The organism is Shewanella oncorhynchi, from assembly GCF_012584455.1.
In the GTDB taxonomy this organism is placed as follows: Bacteria; Pseudomonadota; Gammaproteobacteria; order Enterobacterales; family Shewanellaceae; genus Shewanella; species Shewanella oncorhynchi.
The window spans coordinates 124349-140245 of the sequence record NZ_JABAEB010000003.1; the positions used below are offsets into that span (position 1 = coordinate 124349).

Consider the following 15897-nt stretch of genomic DNA (forward strand, 5'->3'; position numbering starts at 1 on the left):
ACAGACTGATAATTTTAGTATGTCAATTTCCAGTATTAGATCATGCCTATGTGGTTTGTATCAGAGATAATATCTGATGTTAAATCCACCGGCCTTTATGCATAAATTAGTTTTAAACTTCTTCAGTATCATTATCTTGCAGTAATTGTGCCGCAGCAGGTTTTCTACGCATAGGAGCATCGCCGACATCCACGCCCGTGATGAAACGCTTATCCCGCGACGGTGCTGGTGTGGTTGCTTTGGTTCTTTTGCTCTTACCTTTAGCAAGCTCCGCTTTAGCAACACGTTTTACTGGCGTCTGTTTAGCTTTGCTTTTTAGACCACTAAATTTAGCTTCTAGGCCTGGAATTGTGCTGATCTCAAAGGTTTTTCTGAGGAAGACTTGGACTTTCTTAAAGTTGTCCCAATCTTTTGGCCCGACGAGCGATATCGCATCACCTTTTGCGCCTGCACGACCAGTACGGCCGATACGATGCACGTATTCTTCGGCAAATTTAGGCATGTCGAAGTTAACGACCAAGGACACATTGAGCAAATCGAGGCCGCGAGAGGCGACATCGGTTGTCACTAGTACTTGTTGTTGGCCACGGGCAAATTGGTCCATGATTTGGTTTCGTGCGGATTGCTTTAAATCACCGCTGAGGGCGGCGGTTGCAAAACCTTGCGCGGTTAATTTAGCTGCTAAGCGCTCAGTATCTGGACGCGTCGCGGTAAAGATGATCACTTGTTTATGGGTTTCATCTTTGAGCAAACGAGCTAATAACGCTTCTTTATGGTCTAAGTGGTCACATAAAAAGATACGTTGATGAATATCGTTATGCTCAGAGTGAGCTGCGCCAATCGCCACGTGCGCTGGATTTTTTAGTAATGTTGTTGCGATATCATTGATTTCATCGTGATCTAACGTGGCCGAAAACATCAGAGTTTGACGACGTTTATGATCGGCTGCATCGTTGATCGCTTTTAGCTGCGGTGCAAAGCCTAAATCCAACATGCGGTCGGCTTCATCGAGGACTAATAACTCTAAGCCATTGAGAAAAAGATGCTTCTGTTCTAAATGATCGGCGATACGGCCTGGAGTCGCGACAATGAAATGCGGTTCTTTCGCTAGAGCTTTGGCTTGGTCATTAAAGTTTTCCCCGCCCAGTACGCTGATGGCCTTGTATTGGGTGTTGGCGACAAGGAGGCGAAGCTGACTATAAACCTGATGCGCTAGTTCGCGGGTCGGTAATAAAATCAAGACTCTAGGATCACGTTTCGACAGTGAGCGGGTAGAAATGACTCTTTGCAATGCGGGTAACAAAAACGCTAAGGTTTTACCTGAGCCCGTTTTTGATGACGCCATTAAATCTTTACCTGCCAATGCGATAGGCAGTGCTTGTTCCTGGATGGCGGTGGGTTCTGTGATCCCCATATGTTTTATGCTTTGAAGCAGACGCTGGTCCAGAGAAAAATCGGTAAATTGCAAAGGTATATCCCCTAAATCTTAGTAAGGGCAGATTATAGCCTTAATCATCCTTGCTCAGCTATCCACATCGGTGATTATCTCTGCTTCATGCACGGATTGATGTAGAAAGAGTGCCATTTATGCTCTGTTGATTGTATTTATTTACATTGGTATTACAACCTCTTAATTGTGTCGTTTTTACCGATTGACAGTGGATATGGCAGGATTTTACGTTATCGTGTACTGCATTGAGTTACAGGAGAAATGATTTATGGCTAACGGAACAACCCCTTCGGTAGGTATTGCCTTGGGTAGTGGGGCGGCGAAAGGTTGGGCACATATAGGTGTATTGAATGGTTTAGCTGCCATGGGTATTAAGCCCGATAAAGTGGCTGGATGTTCGGTAGGGGCTTTAGTGGGGGCCGCTTACGCCCATGATCATTTACCCGAGTTAGAAAAATGGGTGCGCGGTTTTTCTAGTTGGGACGTGCTTGGCTTGATGGATATTCGATGGCGTAAGGGCGGGCTTATCGGCGGAGACAAAGTGTTCGATGTGCTGCATGCACGTATAGGAGATGTGAATATTGAAAATCTCAATCGTCCCTTTGCAGCCGTCGCGACTGACTTATACTCTGGTCAGGAAATTTGGTTTACTGAAGGGGATTTACGGCAAGCGGTACGGGCCTCTTGCTCCATGCCGGGGATTTTAGCCCCTGTCAGACAAGGAGATCGCTGGTTAGTCGATGGTGCTGTGGTGAATCCTGTTCCTGTTTCGGTCAGCCGTGCCATGGGCGTTGATGTAGTGATTGCAGTGGATTTATATGGCTATCATTCTGGGCGTATCCAAGTGTTACCCGTGAATATGACCAGCCAAAGGACTGTCCAAGCTGAAATGGATATGCCAGCGCGACAAGAAACGGGCTTTATGGATTTATTCGCCCGTGGCCGAGATTATGTCAGCAACCTTACCGATAAGTTTTCACTCGGCACTAAATCGAATCCGGGGATGATTGCTGTGATGTCGCAATCTATGGGTATTTTAGAGCAAAGGCATAAACGGGCGCGGTTGATGGGCGATCCACCAGATATTTGTATTGTGCCAGAGGTGGGAAATATCGGCACTATGGAGTTTCACCGTGCTGATGAGGCGATTGCCGCCGGCGAAGCTGCGGTGGAGAAAGTCGCCCACTTGATTGAAGCTGCGCTCTGGAAAGGCTGATGATGCAAAATGTAGAGTCAAAAGCTTTCATATAGATAGCGTTTGATTGCAAGATAAACAAAAGTCGGTATCACTTTTGCGATACCGACTATTTGTTATCTCATATTGAGATGTTTATACCGCTTTGTTGGTGACTTAGGCTAGTTTTACCAACATTTTACCGCGATTCTTACCTTCAAATAGACCGATAAAAGCATCAGGTGCTTGTTCAAGCCCTTGATAAATTGTTTGTTCTGCTTTGACTTTTCCTTCCGCTAACCATTGAGCCATTTTTGCGGTGAACTCAGGATAATGCGCCCAATGTTCGGATACGATAAAACCTTCTAACTTGAGTTTTCGCATTACAATTAGGGCTAAGTTGTCAGGGCCAGGTGTTGGAGTTGTGTTGTTATATTGCGAAATCATACCGCAAACAGCGATACGTCCATGATCTTTCATATTGCTCAGCGCTGCGGCTAAATGCTCGCCACCGACGTTCTCAAAATACACGTCAATTCCTTCTGGGGCTGCTTTTGTCAACGCTTGGGTAAGATTGCCACAAGTCTTGTAATTGATGACCGCATCAACACCATAACTTTTTAATAATTCAGCTTTTTCATCTGAACCGACAGAGGCTATTACACGAGCACCTATTAGTTTACCAATTTGGCAGGCTACGCTACCTACTGCGCCAGAGGCTGCGGAAACGAACAGTGTCTCACCCGCTTTTAAATCTGTAATGTGAGTCAGTCCTGTCCAAGCTGTCATGCCTGGCATTCCGAGTACGCCGAGGAAATGTGAATTATCAAGCGTAGTTAGTGGTAAAGCTGTCAGTCCTGCGGTATCTGTGACTGCGTGTTCACGCCAACCTAGCATGCTGCTGACTTTAGTACCAACCGGGAACTCGGTGTTTTTTGACGCGATAACTTCACCAATCGCACCGCCTTCTAAGACTTGATTTAAGGCGAAGGGCGGAACATAACTCTTGCGATCAACCATGCGCCCGCGCATGTAAGGGTCAACCGACATCCATAGATTTTTAATCAGCACTTGTCCATCAGCGAGAGGTGCTAACGCTTTATTTACTAAAGTAAAGTTCTGTGCTGTAGGCATGCCTTCTGGGCGACTAGCTAGATGGATTTCACGGGTTTCAGTCATACTCTTCATAAAAAATCACTTTTTGTTTGTGCGCAAACTAATGATGTTAACTCTACGTGGCTTTAAGATTGAATGCAAATAGTTTGCGCGCAAACTAGATGGGGTGGGACAGATCGGATAAGATAGTGTTATCTTTAAATGACAGGCGCTTAAACGTGCAGAATTGCTTACCTCAACCTGAGCTAGACGCTACAAAACAGACTCATAGCCAAGCTTCTAGCGATCCACTCTGTTTATCCGATAATGTTTGTTTCGCGTTATATTCTGCGAGCAATGCATTAGTGCGTGCTTATCGGCCTCTACTCGAGGCATACGAGTTAACTTTTCCTCAATATCTGGTGATGCAAACCCTGTGGCGTCAAAACGGCTGTAGCCAAACCCAGCTATCAGCGGCGACTAAGCTCGATATGGGGACGCTAACGCCTATCGTTAAGCGATTAGAGGTAAAAGGCTTGATCACGCGTTTGGCCTGCATTGAAGATGAGCGGAAAAAGCTGATCACTCTGACAAGTCAAGGAGAGGGTATCAGGCACGAAGCTCTTGCCTTGAAGCAAACCTTGCTTGATAAAGTGCAGATGGACGCTGAGGCACTCGATTTACTAAGGCGGCAATGTCTTGCCTTGATCGAAGATATACAGTCCTAGATATAAGTTGGTTTATGCATAGTGATGCTATTAACTCAGGGGTTGCACTGATTAATATTTGATTGGCTTAGTTTTTGCTTTAAAACCGTCATTGAGTCTTAGACGCCGAATTTTTGACGATGAATTCTATTTTAAATGCCTTTAATCTTAATCGCAGCAGTGCCAGTATCGCCGATGCCTATGGTGCCAATAGCCAAAAGACGAGCACGGCTAAAACCGATACTACGATAGAAACAAATAAAACGCAGACGGATGCTACCAAACCCGATAACGGTAAAACCGATGAGATAGCGCTGTCGCCAAGGGCGCAACGCGCACAGAAAATTCAATCGATGGCGAAGGATTTTTTTGCCGATGGTCAATTTGGCGTCGCCGATATTCCCGCATTGGTGTCGCGCTTACAAAAAGATGGCATTTTATCGGATGTGCAACTCGAGCGTTTATCGAAAAACGGTATTACAGTGCCGAGCACAACAACGCCGACTAAACAATCGTTGCAAGATTTTTTAGATGATGAAATCAAGTCATTAGCTAAAAAATCACCTAATAATCCTCTTATCAATACCTTAGTTGATGCTAAAAACGTCTTAACCAATATGGATGATGCTCAGTCGCCGGTGCTAGCCCAGAAGGCCACGAAAGTCCTTAGCCAATTGACGGATTATTTGAATTCTGAACCTCCGCTTACGGATGCTCAAAAGCAGCAGTGGCAGGGGCTAAAATCTATGATGCAACTTGCTTCATCTATGGGGGCACATCAATCTGCATCGGGCCAACTCAGTAGTTATCTTGCGCTTGCTAAACGTTAATTCACATCCATAGTGCGTGATAAACACAAATTGTCACGCATTCAACTAGCTGGGTTTAATCAGCAGGTCAAGGCGCAATTTTCAGATAATTGGGCCTAGCTGCAGTTCTTGTTTGTTCTTTTATTTCATCCTAAAAACTATGATCTGGATCATGGACTCCTTACCGTCATTGTAGCCTAATGCTCTACATATTGTGTTTTATGCTTTTAAAATCACTAGATGTAGTGTTAATTTTTAGGCGAGATGGAGAGGAACTGAACAATGCCAGTCGTAATTAAGCGTGATGGTTGCCGCACACCTTTTGATGAAACAAGGATAAGGGATGCAGTGAATGCCGCTGCAAACTCAGTTGGAATAGAGGATGGCGACTATGCAGCGACAGTGGCAGCGTGTATCAGTCAGAGCGTCGCGCCATTAGCTGAAGTCGATATCCACCATCTACAAGATGCGGTTGAGAATTTACTGATGGAAGGGCCGTACAAGTCCCTGGCGCGGGTGTATATCGAATACCGCCACGACAGAGATGTGTGCCGTGAAGCGACCAGTAAACTCAACCTCGAAATCCGTGGTTTAGTTGAGCAAAGCAATGCGGCTTTGCTCAATGAAAATGCTAATAAAGATTCAAAAGTCATTCCTACTCAGCGGGATTTACTCGCGGGCATAGTCGCCAAACATTACGCCAAGAGTCATATTTTGCCAAAGGATGTGGTCGCTGCCCATGAAGCGGGCGAGATCCATTACCACGACCTAGATTACTCTCCGTTTTTCCCGATGTTTAACTGCATGTTGATTGATTTAGCTGGCATGTTGACCCACGGCTTTAAAATGGGTAATGCCGAAATTGAAACCCCTAAGTCTATTTCAACAGCGACAGCGGTGACCGCGCAGATTATTGCCCAAGTGGCGAGTCATATCTATGGCGGAACTACTATCAACCGTATCGATGAAGTGTTAGCGCCATTTGTCGCTAAGAGCTACGACAAGCATTACCAAATTGCCCTGAATTGGAAGATTACCGACGCCAAAGCCTTTGCCACGGCGCAAACTGAAAAAGAATGTCACGATGCATTCCAGTCTTTGGAATATGAGGTCAATACCTTACACACTGCCAATGGCCAAACACCGTTCGTGACCTTTGGGTTTGGTTTAGGTACGTCGTGGGAATCACGCTTAATTCAGCAATCTATGCTCAAAGTGCGGATGGCGGGATTGGGTAAAAATCGCAAGACTGCAGTATTCCCTAAGCTAGTGTTTGCGATTCGCGATGGTATTAATCATAAAGCGGGCGATTGCAATTACGATGTAAAACAGATGGCGCTCAAATGCGCAACAATGCGCATGTATCCCGACATCCTCAACTACGAGCAAGTCGAGAAAATTACCGGTTCATTTAAAACCCCAATGGGCTGCCGTAGCTTTTTAGGCACCTATGAAGAAAATGGCGAGCTTGTGCATGAAGGGCGCAATAATTTGGGAGTGGTCAGTTTAAACCTGCCGCGGATTGCCTTAGAAGCCAATGGCGATGAGACTGAGTTTTATCGTATTTTAGATGACAGATTAGTATTAGCCCGTAAAGCGCTGGATACCCGTATTGAGCGACTGAATGGTGTTAAAGCCCGTGTGGCACCTATCCTTTATATGGAAGGCGCCTGTGGTGTACGCTTGCGCGCTGATGATGATGTGGCGCAAATCTTTAAAAATGGCCGCGCTTCGATTTCACTCGGTTACATTGGCCTGCATGAAACCATGAATGCACTCTATGGCACCCAAACCCATGTATTTGATGATGCACAATTAAGGGAAAAAGCCGTTGCTATTGTAGCTTATCTTAAAGCGGCTACCGATGCGTGGAAGGCCGAAACAGGTTATGGCTTTAGTCTGTATAGCACGCCAAGTGAGAGTCTCTGCAGCCGTTTTTGTAAACTGGATGCGAAGCAATTTGGCCTAGTCACAGGGGTGACAGATAAGGGCTATTACACCAATAGTTTTCACCTCGATGTGGAAAAAAGTGTTAACCCTTACGATAAAATTGATTTTGAACAGCCATATCCCGCTATCGCGAACGGTGGCTTTATTTGTTATGGCGAATATCCCAATATGCAGCATAACCTCGAAGCGCTTGAAAACGTCTGGGATTATAGCTACAGCCGCGTGCCTTACTATGGCACTAACACACCAATTGATGAATGCTATGACTGTGGCTTTACCGGCGAATTTAGTTGTACCAGTAAAGGGTTCACTTGCCCTAAGTGTGGCAATCATGAGCCTAGTCGGGTTTCTGTGACGCGCCGTGTGTGCGGTTACTTAGGCAGTCCTGATGCGCGGCCCTTTAATTATGGCAAGCAAGAAGAAGTAAAACGTAGGATCAAACACTTGTAACACTATTACCTTATTCAGCCTGTTAGACTTATTCCGTGGCATCACGTGGCATCAAATAGTGCCACGGGATGAGTGTCAGTGTTAAAAGATGAAATGCACTATGAGTGACCATCAATGAATTACCATCAATATTTCCCTATCGATGTGGTCAATGGCCCAGGTACCCGTGCGACCTTGTTTGTCTCTGGCTGTGAGCACCAGTGCCGCGGTTGTTACAACCAAAGCACGTGGGATCCCCGTTCTGGGCATATATTTGATAGGATGATGGAAGATAGGATTATTGCCGATCTTAATGATAAGCGGATTGTGCGCCGAGGTTTATCGCTTTCGGGCGGAGATCCTTTATTGCCTGTCAATCTCAGTGCCATTTTGACGCTCGTCAAACGAGTCAAGGCTGAGTGTAAGGGGAAGGATATTTGGCTGTGGACAGGTTATGTGCTCGATGAGTTGAGTGATGAACAGCGCGCCGTGTTGGCCTATATTGATGTGCTGGTGGACGGAAAATTTGAACAAAGTCTTGCCGATCCGAGTCTTGTCTTTCGCGGTAGCAGCAATCAGATCATTCGTTTGTTATAAAAGCGGTAACGAGGATCTGTAACTTGCTGCTATAATCTCAGGCCTTGACACAGATGCTAGCATAATCAGGCTAAGATTTTACTGTGGCTAACTTAGGTAATTTAAGGTAACAGAATGAATTTAAAGCAAGAACTGCAGCAGCTTAACGATAAATTAGATAAATTTCGTCGTAAACTTGCTGCGGCTGAACAAAGAGGCGATGACGTCATTATTGCCCAGTTCAAACGCGAAATCGCTGCGGTTACTAAGCAAATCGGCAGTGTGAAAGGACAACAAACCCGCTTATTGAATAAGCAAGGGTCAGATATCAAAGGTTTGCCTTTCCATCGTGCTTTGACAAAAGCGGAACAAGCGGACATGGGCAAACTGAAAAAGTCTGTCAAAGGGCTTGTGGTAATCCACCCTATGACGGCTATCGGCCGTGAAATGGGGCTAACGGAAGTGACTGGATACGCTCCCGCAAAATTTTAATGTGGGATAGGATGTCACTGGCACGGGATCGAGTGTCGATCGCGTGTTTGTGCTCCTTGTATTTAATGCACTGCTTCGTTTTAATCCATTCCTTCGTGCTGCCCATCGAAAAGACATTCATGTTTGGTTTAGTTGATTAAAACACTAAAGTATTTCTGGATTGTTCGAAAACACTTTAGAATAGTGCGCTTAGTTGGCTAAGTGCCTAATCCTCGTTTTGTTTCTAGGGATCTTATTCGTCTCATGGAATGAGAGTTGTCGTTAAGGTTAAGTATGTCGATAAAATATGTCGCGACGTCAAAGTTACCCACTCCTTGGGGCGTGTTTGCCATGCATGGTTTTGAAGATACCGAATCAGGTAAAGAGCATGTTGCGCTCACATTCGGTACACTCAGTGCGGATGAACCTGTGTTGGGCCGTATTCATTCCGAGTGTTTAACCGGCGATGCTTTATTTAGCTTGCGTTGTGACTGTGGTTTTCAGTTACAAGCTGCCATGCAAAATATTGCGGAAACGGGCAGTGGTTTTATCCTCTATTTACGCCAAGAAGGCCGTGGCATTGGTTTGCTGAATAAAATTCGCGCCTATGAGCTGCAAGATAAAGGCGCCAACACGGTTGAAGCCAACGAGCAACTCGGTTTCGAAGCGGATATGCGTAAATACGACATGATCAAGCCTATGCTGGAACAGATAGGGGTGAAGCATGTGCGTTTGATGACCAATAATCCGCGTAAAGTGAAAGCGATGAAGGAGTTTGGCATCGAAGTGGTTGAGCGCGTACCACTGCAAGTTGGTAAAAATCGTTATAACGAAGCGTACTTAAAAACTAAATCCACTGAGCTTGGACACATGATGTCTGAATATCATTTTATGGATGAAAATAAGTAGTTTTGTCATCATGATGAGTCGACCGATTGAGTTAAAAATGAGGAAGGTTTAAGTCAATTGAGCCATTGTTTCAGTCGGTTGCTATTAAGCTTGTCGCTAATGTGCTTGGCATTACTGAGCGTTATTTCTACCACCTTTGCCGATAGTATTTCCGCTACAAATACATTCATATCTGCATCTCAAGCGGATGCTCCCAGCTTTTCTATCAATCATGCACCTAATAGTAATGCTAATGGTAGTAATCCGATAGAAACTAGCACTAATCCAAATTCCGTTTACGCCTTTGGTAGTTATCTTGGCACTGGCGTTTACCGCGCTGCAAACCAAAATGCCACTGTCGTTAGCATTCCGTTAACTTTTGACTTAAAGAAAGATAGCGGTAGCCAAACTTGGTTACGTTTACCTATCTCCTTTGGCTTTTTTGATTATCTAGCCAAAGATATCACTGAAGGTGAGTTGCCGTCGTCGATAGGTACTATGACAGTTACCCCAGGTTTTGAGCATCATTGGCAGGCGAGCGAAAATACTAGAATGGAAGGGTATTTAGATATCGGTTTTGGCACTAACTTCGATAAAAACGATAACGTTGCTATTATTGCCTCAGGGATTAGTAGCTTGTATGACTTTACCTTAGCAGGGCAGGATGCTGTGTGGGTATCGAGATTACGCTTTGCTGGGTACAGCGAGCACTATGGTAAGTTTTCTGATCAATTTGCAGTACTACAAACAGGTGTTGATTTAGGGTTAGCACCACGCTGGCAATGGTGGGATCTGCAGGTGCAACCAAGGATCTTTGCCGTAGGCTATTGGTATTTCAATGAACTTAGATTTATTAGCGAGATAGAGCAAGATACTATTGTTTCTGGCAGCTATGAGGCAGGCTTCTCCCTCGCGTTTTCTAAGCCCCTTGGGGACGAACTGTTGAGTGTTGATCGCATCGGATTCAGTTATCGTCGTGGCGATGGGCTCAATGTTTGGCGTTTAATGTTTAGCTTTCCTATCTAGGTATCATCCATTACGGGATGTATTACAAAGACTATTGGTCAGTTATTTTGTCTAAGCTGACTTTTGCGCGTCGCGCATCTTCTTATCAGTCAAGGTCGCTATTTGACTACTTAGCTGCATTATTTGTTCTTGGATTAACTTACGCTGTTGCTCCGCAACCTCAGAGTCATCTCCTTTAAGTTTGGCCAGCATTTTTTGTAGTGCTTTGATCTGCTCTTTTATTTTCTGGATCTGTTGGTCGATTAACGTCATGGGCTCTTCTGACGCATCATTTTCTGTTCCATCTTTTTTTGCTGCAGCATTGTCTCTTAAAGGGGCACCTACATCTGCGGACAATGCGGCGCGGCCGGCTGAAGAAATGGAGACTGTGTCTTGAGTATCCTGCGCATCTGCTGTCGATTCATTAGTCGCCGTTTTTGTTGTGGCAGGAGTTGCTGCGATATATGCGCTCGATACCGGAGTGAAAGTTGAGCCGATTGTGGCACTGTTTATTCCATTAATGCTCATTCCATACTCCATTAGATGCAAACTGTGTTGATACTCAAATCGCTATCGGCCATTAATTGGAAAACTGAAGCTAATTTTTGGCTTATTTGGCAAAAAGCGCGATATTGCTGATGACAATACAGCCCTCAAGTGAGGGCTGTTCACGTTTTATGGCTGCAGAGGGCGAAGATTAACTATTACCCCAAATATGGCTATTTACTTTGTCATCTGTGCTAGGTTTATCGCTTTTAGCTGACTTGTCAGGGGGAGTTTGATTGGTTTTCTTCGTCGCAATTTTTGCCGCAGGCTTCTTAGCGGTTTGACTCGCTTCCGCTTTAGGTGGCGGCAAGGGTAATTTGTTGGCTCTTAAATAAAGATATTCGACTTTATCCCGCGCCCACTCTGTTTTTCTCAAAAAACGTAAACTGGATTTGATGCTGGGATCGTGGGTAAAACAGCGGATATTAATTCTTTCCCCTAATTCTTCCCAGCCGTATTTCTCGACTAAATAAGTGATGATCGTTTCCAGTTTAATGCCGTGGAGCGGGTTATTCGATTGATTCATATTATGCATGTTGCAATGTGCTATGGCGGGAGTATAGCAGTTTTGTATGCCTGATACAGTGTGGAATGGTATCGAGTAAAGCTTGAATACCTTGCTAGCTTAAACCTGTGATAGCTGCTATTGGTGGAGCAGTATGATCAAAACAGGCGCAATAAAGCGCCTGTTTTAGGTTGGTCATTTGAATTGTTTGACTAGTCTTTGACTGTCTCTTTAAGCTTAGTTTCAACCAGTAAATCAATTTCGCCTTTACCTTTGGTTTTCACAATCAAGAGTGCTGTAATCACTAAGGTTGTGACTATGCCCGCTATGGTTGATACCGTCATAGGTAAACCGGCACCTAAGGTTGACGAGTTCAGTAGGAAGGTGATAACCACAGTGGTCATAAACATCGCTGGAATTGTCGCAATCCAATGTAGTTTGTTATGTCGTAGCAGGTAAGCCGAAGCCGTCCACAGCATTAATACTGCAGTGGCTTGGTTTGCTACACCGAAGTAGCGCCAAATCACACCAAAGTCCACTTGGGTCAATATGCCGCCGATAACAAACAGTGGGAGAGCTAACACTAAGCGCTTTGGTAGTGAGATTTGTGGCATCTTGAAAAATTCAGCCAGAATCAAACGCGCAGAACGAAAAGCCGTATCGCCTGAGGTAATCGGTAGAATAATCACTCCTAGGATAGCCATAAAGCCACCAATAGCGCCTAACAGACCGGTAGAGGCCTCATAGACGACGTTGGCAGGGTTACCTGACATGCCCGCACTTAACCCTTCAACTCCGCCAAAGTAAGACAACGCGATGGCACACCAAAGCAATGCGATAATGCCTTCGCCAATCATGGCGCCAAAGAAGACGAAGCGACCATTAGTCTCGTTTTCAACGCAGCGGGCCATTAACGGTGATTGAGTAGCATGGAAACCCGATACCGCGCCACAGGCAATAGTGATGAATAGGGCAGGCCAAAGTGGCATGTCGTTCGGATTTAAGTTTTGGAAGAAATCGCCCGCTTGTACGTTAGGCAGTAAGGTGTGCTCGCTTGATAGCATAATTGCGAAAGCTAAACCAAACGACATGAAGAACAATAAAGCGCCAAAGAAGGGGTACAAACGACCGATAATTTTATCGATAGGTACCACAGTTGCAATCAGATAATAGACGAAGATTATACCAACGAAGATACTGACATCCCAACCGATAAGCTTGCCAAGTAAGCCTGCAGGCGCAGAGATAAAGACCACACCGACGAGCAGTAACAGCACAATAGCAAACACGTTCATGAAGTGCTTGGCGGTCTTACCTAAATACTTACCCGCAAGGTTTGGCACGGATTGACCGCCATTGCGCACTGACAACATACCGGAGAAGTAGTCATGCACTGCACCTGCAAAGATACAGCCAACCACAATCCACAACATAGCTGCAGGACCATAGAGTGCACCTAAGATAGGACCAAAGATTGGGCCTACACCTGCAATGTTTAATAATTGAATTAAATAGACTTTGCCTTTAGACATAGGCACAAAGTCGACGCCATCAGTTTGACTGAAAGCGGGTGTTTGACGATTAGCGTTAATGCCGAAGACTTTCTCGACAAAGGCGCCGTAGATAAAGTAGCCGCCGATCAGTAGACCGACACAGAGTAGGAACCACATCATTTTTGTTATCTCCCCATTTGAGTTCTGGCGAGTGTAAATAAGTTGTTGATATAAAACTTTGTAATCTCAATGAGTGGTCGAAAATGCAGTGTGAGCGGCAATAGGCGAGCTTAAGTGGTTACCATTCTATGTTAACGGTGAGTGTTGTTGGCCATCTTATGGCTAAAAATACGTCGCTAAGATGACTTTTGGATTGTGTTTATTGAAAGCCAAATAGCTGTTTAAGGCTTTTAAGATAGCGGCGTGATACGGGTACTTTATCGCCTAAATGAGTGGTGACTTCAGCCCCTGTATCTAACAGCTCAATTTCAGCAATCGCCTTAGGTGAAATCAAATACTGCCGATGGCAGCGCACCAGTGGGGTTTTTTCTTCGAACACTTTCAAGGTCAACTGGGTATGGACTTTGCCTTTCGTGCTGGCCACATGGATGCCGCTTAAGTCACTGAACACATATTCCACATCTTGGATTGCAATGACTTTGAGTTTATTGCCGCTGTAGCAGGGAATATGTTCAAGACTCTTTGGGGTAATGGAGTCCATAGCCTGAGGCGTTAGATTTTTACGCACACGAGTGAGGGTTTTACTGAGTCTGTCGGCATCTATGGGTTTGAGTAAATAATCGAAGGCATGATTGTCGAAGGCTTTGACGGCAAATTCGTCGTAGGCGGTGACAAACACGATTTTCGGCATGTCATCGGGGTCGAGCATTGCAATAAGTTCCATGCCCGAAATGCGTGGCATTTGGATATCAAGAAAGATTAACTGAGGTTTTTCTTTGGTTATGCTCTGCAATGCCTCAATAGCATTGGCGCATTGACCGACGATTTGAATGTCGTGTTCTTGCCCCAAAAGGTCAGCTAATTCTTCACGAGCAAACAGCTCATCATCGACAATTAAACAAGTGATCACGTACGGTTATCCATATTTGATGTTTCAGGGCTTTCTATGGGCAATCTTATGGTGACACGAGTCAATTGATCGGGCTCGCACTCCACTGTCACGCCGTATTGTTCGCCAAAAATATTTTGAATTCGCTTATGCACTAAGTTCATCCCTAGGCCTTCTGATCCCTCAATGGGCTGATACAACCCGGCATTGTCTGTGACTTCTAGCTCCAACACATCATTTTCGAGCTTGCCTGTCACTTTAATCTGCCCTTGTTCAATCATGTGCGAAGTGCCGTGCTTTACGGCATTCTCAATAATTGGCTGCAGGGTAAAGGCGGGGACTTTACAGTGGTAGAGTGATTCAGGTATCGCGATACTGACTTGTAATTTATCAATAAAACGCGCTTTTTCAATGGTGAGATAGGACGCTATGTGATCTAGCTCATCCCCAAGCGTCACTAAGCCTGTCGTTCGCTTTAAATTGATCCGTAAAAATTGCGATAACTGCTGCAGTAGCTGCTTAGACATATCAGGATCACGTTTGATAATCGCGCTAATGGTATTCAGTGCATTAAATAAAAAGTGCGGATTGACCTGAGCCTGCAGCAATTTAAGTTCGGCTTGAGTCAGTAGATTTTGCTGTTGCTCAAACCGCCCATAAAGAATTTGGTTTGATAATAGGCGGGCAATACCTTCACCTAAAGTACGGTTGATATTCAAAAAAAGTTTATTCTTAGGCTCATAGAGTTTAATCGTGCCAATGACTTCAGTATCACTGCGCAGCGGGATCACTAGACTTGACCCTAGACGGCAATGAGAAGAAATAGAGCATGCATAGGGCGTTTCAACGCCATCGGCAAACATGACCTTATTTTGATTGATGGCTTCTAAGGTTATTTTGGACGAAATCGGTGTACCAGGGAGATGGTGATCGGCGCCTATGCCAATAAAGGCTAACAGTTTTTCCCTGTCCGTGATGGCCACTGCACCCACATTGGTTTCTTCGATGACGATTTGGGCGACATGACTACTACTTTCTTCGTTAAATCCTTTGGATAGTAATCCGACACTGCGTTCGGCAATTTTTAATGCCTTAGTCGAAAAGCTCGATGAGAGTTTATCAAACATGGTTTTTTGGTCACGGATCATGCTCATAAAGAGTGCCGCTCCCACGGAGTTCACTAACAACATGGGCGGCGCGATTTGACGTACCAATTCCCATGCATCATCGAAGGGGCGTGCGACCAAAAGTATGATGCTCATTTGCATCATTTCAGCATAAAAAGTCACTAGGCAAACGAGTAATGGATTGTAGATGAGCTCACTTTTATCTGCGCGTCTTAAGTAGAAGCTTATCATCCCTGCGGATAAGCCTTCTAAGGTGGTGGAGATGGCGCAGGCTATATCAGTAAAGCCGCCCATACTGTAGCGGTGTAGCCCACCAGTCAGCCCCACTAGAAAACCAGTAACCGGTCCTCCTAATAATCCGCCTAAAACGGCGCCCATAGCACGAGTGTTGGCAATCGCTCCCGAGGTTTGCTCACCAAAATAAGTGGCCATGATGCAGAAACTCGAAAAAATCAGATACATAAAAATCTTATGTGGCAGACGAGGAGACGTTTCGGCAAACAGTTTAAACAGTGGCGTTTTACTGACTAAGTAAACGATCACTAAGTACAGCGACATCTGTTGGGTCAGTAATAGGATCAAAGACATAATGGCTCACATTAT

General features: G+C 45.0%; 15 protein-coding genes. 8 read left to right on the plus strand and 7 right to left on the minus strand.

Translation table 11 applies throughout. The annotated features are described in order from the left end of the window. Positions 1-112: 112 nt before the first annotated feature. Positions 113-1468: a DEAD/DEAH box helicase gene (locus HGO26_RS05050; RefSeq protein WP_168823685.1), complete on the minus strand. Its 1356-nt coding sequence runs from the start codon at positions 1466-1468 to the stop codon at positions 113-115. Positions 1469-1718: 250 nt separating this feature from the next. Here HGO26_RS05050 and rssA point away from each other — a divergent pair, with 250 nt between their 5' ends. After that, positions 1719-2666, plus strand: coding sequence for a patatin-like phospholipase RssA (rssA, locus tag HGO26_RS05055; RefSeq protein WP_028760420.1), 948 nt, complete (start codon positions 1719-1721; stop codon positions 2664-2666). Positions 2667-2801: 135 nt separating this feature from the next. On the opposite strand, the gene HGO26_RS05060 is transcribed toward rssA, so the two are convergent. Next, the gene (locus HGO26_RS05060; RefSeq protein WP_168823687.1) at positions 2802-3812 is read right to left on the minus strand and encodes an NADP-dependent oxidoreductase; all 1011 of its coding nucleotides are present in this window, start codon (positions 3810-3812) and stop codon (positions 2802-2804) included. Between the two features lie 146 nt (positions 3813-3958). On the opposite strand from HGO26_RS05060, the gene HGO26_RS05065 reads away from it, so the two are divergent. The 7 genes from HGO26_RS05065 to HGO26_RS05095 all read left to right on the plus strand — a co-directional run bounded on the left by HGO26_RS05065 (position 3959) and on the right by HGO26_RS05095 (position 10575). Next, positions 3959-4447, plus strand: a complete 489-nt coding sequence (locus HGO26_RS05065; protein ID WP_168824108.1) for a MarR family winged helix-turn-helix transcriptional regulator — start codon at positions 3959-3961, stop codon at positions 4445-4447. A gap of 119 nt (positions 4448-4566) precedes the next feature. Continuing rightward, positions 4567-5256 (plus strand): hypothetical protein, encoded by a 690-nt coding sequence (locus HGO26_RS05070; protein WP_113938822.1) that lies wholly within the window; start codon positions 4567-4569, stop codon positions 5254-5256. Positions 5257-5517: 261 nt separating this feature from the next. Next, positions 5518-7635 (plus strand): anaerobic ribonucleoside-triphosphate reductase, encoded by a 2118-nt coding sequence (nrdD, locus tag HGO26_RS05075; RefSeq protein WP_168823689.1) that lies wholly within the window; start codon positions 5518-5520, stop codon positions 7633-7635. A 114-nt stretch (positions 7636-7749) separates the two neighbouring features. Next, positions 7750-8211, plus strand: a complete 462-nt coding sequence (gene nrdG, locus HGO26_RS05080; protein ID WP_113938820.1) for an anaerobic ribonucleoside-triphosphate reductase-activating protein — start codon at positions 7750-7752, stop codon at positions 8209-8211. A gap of 114 nt (positions 8212-8325) precedes the next feature. Continuing rightward, positions 8326-8682, plus strand: a complete 357-nt coding sequence (locus tag HGO26_RS05085; RefSeq protein WP_028760414.1) for a YibL family ribosome-associated protein — start codon at positions 8326-8328, stop codon at positions 8680-8682. A gap of 273 nt (positions 8683-8955) precedes the next feature. Beyond that, complete coding sequence (gene ribA, locus HGO26_RS05090) at positions 8956-9570, plus strand: GTP cyclohydrolase II (protein ID WP_006087423.1); 615 nt, start codon at positions 8956-8958, stop codon at positions 9568-9570. 57 nt (positions 9571-9627) lie between these two features. After that, a complete protein-coding gene (locus tag HGO26_RS05095) occupies positions 9628-10575 on the plus strand; it encodes a hypothetical protein (protein WP_168823691.1) in 948 nt (315 codons plus the stop codon). A 51-nt stretch (positions 10576-10626) separates the two neighbouring features. On the opposite strand, the gene HGO26_RS05100 is transcribed toward HGO26_RS05095, so the two are convergent. From HGO26_RS05100 to HGO26_RS05120, 5 genes are all read right to left on the minus strand, one after another. Beyond that, on the minus strand, positions 10627-11082 hold the full coding sequence (locus HGO26_RS05100; RefSeq protein WP_028760412.1) for a FlxA-like family protein: 456 nt from the start codon (positions 11080-11082) through the stop codon (positions 10627-10629). Positions 11083-11251: 169 nt separating this feature from the next. Then, complete coding sequence (locus HGO26_RS05105) at positions 11252-11635, minus strand: VF530 family protein (RefSeq protein ID WP_168823693.1); 384 nt, start codon at positions 11633-11635, stop codon at positions 11252-11254. Between the two features lie 182 nt (positions 11636-11817). After that, a complete protein-coding gene (locus tag HGO26_RS05110) occupies positions 11818-13278 on the minus strand; it encodes a carbon starvation CstA family protein (RefSeq protein ID WP_168823695.1) in 1461 nt (486 codons plus the stop codon). Between the two features lie 199 nt (positions 13279-13477). After that, positions 13478-14188 (minus strand): two-component system response regulator BtsR, encoded by a 711-nt coding sequence (gene btsR / locus HGO26_RS05115; protein WP_028760409.1) that lies wholly within the window; start codon positions 14186-14188, stop codon positions 13478-13480. Next, positions 14185-15882: a sensor histidine kinase gene (locus HGO26_RS05120; protein ID WP_028760408.1), complete on the minus strand. Its 1698-nt coding sequence runs from the start codon at positions 15880-15882 to the stop codon at positions 14185-14187. The genes btsR and HGO26_RS05120 overlap by 4 nt, the downstream gene beginning before the upstream one ends. Positions 15883-15897: the final 15 nt, after the last annotated feature.

Coding starts and splice junctions, on each gene's coding strand:
- HGO26_RS05120 (WP_028760408.1), bottom strand. CDS start 15,882: ATGTCTTTGATCCTATTACTGACCCAACAGATGTCGCTGTACTTAGTG.
- HGO26_RS05070 (WP_113938822.1), top strand. CDS start 4,567: ATGAATTCTATTTTAAATGCCTTTAATCTTAATCGCAGCAGTGCCAGT.
- nrdG (WP_113938820.1), top strand. CDS start 7,750: ATGAATTACCATCAATATTTCCCTATCGATGTGGTCAATGGCCCAGGT.
- HGO26_RS05110 (WP_168823695.1), bottom strand. CDS start 13,278: ATGATGTGGTTCCTACTCTGTGTCGGTCTACTGATCGGCGGCTACTTT.
- ribA (WP_006087423.1), top strand. CDS start 8,956: ATGTCGATAAAATATGTCGCGACGTCAAAGTTACCCACTCCTTGGGGC.
- HGO26_RS05105 (WP_168823693.1), bottom strand. CDS start 11,635: ATGCATAATATGAATCAATCGAATAACCCGCTCCACGGCATTAAACTG.
- rssA (WP_028760420.1), top strand. CDS start 1,719: ATGGCTAACGGAACAACCCCTTCGGTAGGTATTGCCTTGGGTAGTGGG.
- HGO26_RS05060 (WP_168823687.1), bottom strand. CDS start 3,812: ATGAAGAGTATGACTGAAACCCGTGAAATCCATCTAGCTAGTCGCCCA.
- HGO26_RS05100 (WP_028760412.1), bottom strand. CDS start 11,082: ATGAGCATTAATGGAATAAACAGTGCCACAATCGGCTCAACTTTCACT.
- nrdD (WP_168823689.1), top strand. CDS start 5,518: ATGCCAGTCGTAATTAAGCGTGATGGTTGCCGCACACCTTTTGATGAA.
- HGO26_RS05085 (WP_028760414.1), top strand. CDS start 8,326: ATGAATTTAAAGCAAGAACTGCAGCAGCTTAACGATAAATTAGATAAA.